This is a genomic window from Actinomycetospora sp. (assembly GCF_055612215.1).
Genome location: NZ_JBVPVA010000612.1, coordinates 1 through 1,959, shown reverse-complemented (window position 1 = coordinate 1,959; position 1,959 = coordinate 1). Strand labels below are relative to the sequence as shown.

At 76.0% G+C, this 1,959-nt stretch carries 2 protein-coding genes; both read right to left on the bottom strand.

The window, feature by feature from the left end:
* Positions 1-669, bottom strand: a 669-nt coding sequence (locus AC0CYZ_RS16895) for an FAD binding domain-containing protein (RefSeq protein ID WP_472217391.1), incomplete at its 3' end; no start/stop codon positions are given.
* On the bottom strand, positions 666-1,959 hold a 1,294-nt coding region (locus AC0CYZ_RS16890; protein WP_472217389.1), incomplete at its 5' end, for a xanthine dehydrogenase family protein molybdopterin-binding subunit. The genes AC0CYZ_RS16895 and AC0CYZ_RS16890, both read right to left, overlap by 4 nt.

Sequence of the window (1,959 nt, the reverse complement as noted above, 5' to 3'; positions counted from 1 at the left end):
CCCGACGTCGAGCAGCGCACCGGCGTCCACGACGTGCGGCGTGCCGGCGACCCCGCCGACGACGACGCGCACCCGGCCGCCGAACCGGGCGGCGACGACGGAGACGACCGCGAAGTCGCCGTGGCGGCGGGCGAACTCGGCGAACCCCCACGCGTCCGGGACCGGCAGCTCGACCCCGATGATCATCTCGTCCTCGGCCAGGGCGGTCTGCAGCGCGCCGACGAACAGCGCGGCGGCGTCCACCCGGCGCGACCCGCCCGGGCCGGTGACGTGCACGGCCCCGTCGCAGGCCCGCAGCACCGCGGGCAGCTCGGCGGCCGGGTCGGCGTGGGCGAGGCTGCCGCCGAGCGTGCCGCGGCTGCGGATCGCGGTGTGGCCGACCCAGCCGGCGGCCTCGGCGGCGAGCGGGTGCCCATCCTGTGCGGCGAGCGCGGTGTGGCGCACGAGCGCGCCGGCGTGCAGCACGCCGTCGCGCAGCGCGAGGTCGGCCAGACCGGGCACCCGGTTGACGTCGACGAGCACGTCGGGCCGGGCCATGCGCAGGGCGAGGACCGGCACGAGCGACTGCCCGCCGGCGAGGATCTTGCCCTCGCCGCCCGCGGCGGCGAGGGCGGCCACGGCGTCGTCGACGTCGGTCGCGCGGTGGTAGGAGAACGGCGGGCACTTCACGGTCGGCCACCTCCGTGGACCAGCGACCACACCCGCTCCGGGCTGACGGGCAGGTCGTCGACCTCGACGCCGAGGGCGTCCGCGAGCGCCCCCGCGACGACGGCGTTGGGCCCGAGCGTGCCGCCCTCGCCCACCCCGCGGACCCCCGTCGGGTTGGCGGCCGGGGTGCTCACGTGGTCGATGGTCAGCTCGGGGATCTCGCCCGAGGTCGGCATCAGGTAGTCCAGCAGCGTGCCCGTGGTGAGGTTGCCCGCGTCGTCGTAGACGAGGTGCTCGTACATCGCCCCGCCGATGCCCTGCGCGATCGACCCGGCGATCTGCCCGTCGACGATCACCGGGTGCACGATCGTGCCCGCGTCCTCCACGCAGACCCAGGCGAGGATCGACGTCGCTCCGGTCGCGGGGTCGAACTCCAGGGCCGCGATCTGGGCGCCGGCGGCGAACGCGCCACGCACCGGGTCGTAGAACTTCGTCCCCTCCAGACCCGGCTCGAAGCCCTCGGGCAGCCGGTCGGACTGCAGGTAGGCCACCCGCGCGACCTCCGCCAGCGAGATGATCGGCTTCTCCTGGCCCCGGACGTGCACCTGGCCGCCGCGGAGGTCGAGGTCGGCGACGTCGACCTCACGTAGCGCGCCGGCCAAGGCGAGGACCTTCTCGCGGACGTCCGCACCGGCGAGGTTCGCGGCGCCCCCGCCGATCACCGCCTGCCGCGAGGAGAACGCGCCGAAGCCCCACAGCGACTCGTCGGTGTCGCCGTAGCGCACGGTCACGTCGTCGTAGCCCACGCCCAGGGCGTCGGCGACGACCTGGGCCATCGTCGTCTCCAGCCCCTGCCCCTGGGACGTCACGCCGGAGAACACCGTCACGCGGCCGTCGGGGTTGACCCGCACCGTGCACGCGTCGTGCCCGGTCCGGAACGGCATCCGCGGCCCCGCCGAGGCGGCGCGGCCCAGGCCGGTGAGCTCGTTGTAGAGCCCGATGCCGATCCCGATCGGCCGCTCCCCGGCCTCCCGACGGCGGGCCTGCTCGGCCCGCCAGCGCCCGACGTCGAACACCTCGAGGGCGCGGTCGAGGCAGGCCTCGTAGGCCCCGGAGTCGTCGACGAGCCGCGCCGGCATCCGGTAGGGGATGGCGGCGGGCAGGATCAGGTTGCGGCGCCGCAGGGCGATCGGGTCCATCCCGAGGGCCCGGGCGCCGGAGTCCATGAGGGTCTCCATCGCGAACACCGTCGAGGGGCGCGCGACCCCGCGGTAAGGGCCGGACGGACTGGTGTTCGTCGCGACGCCGCGG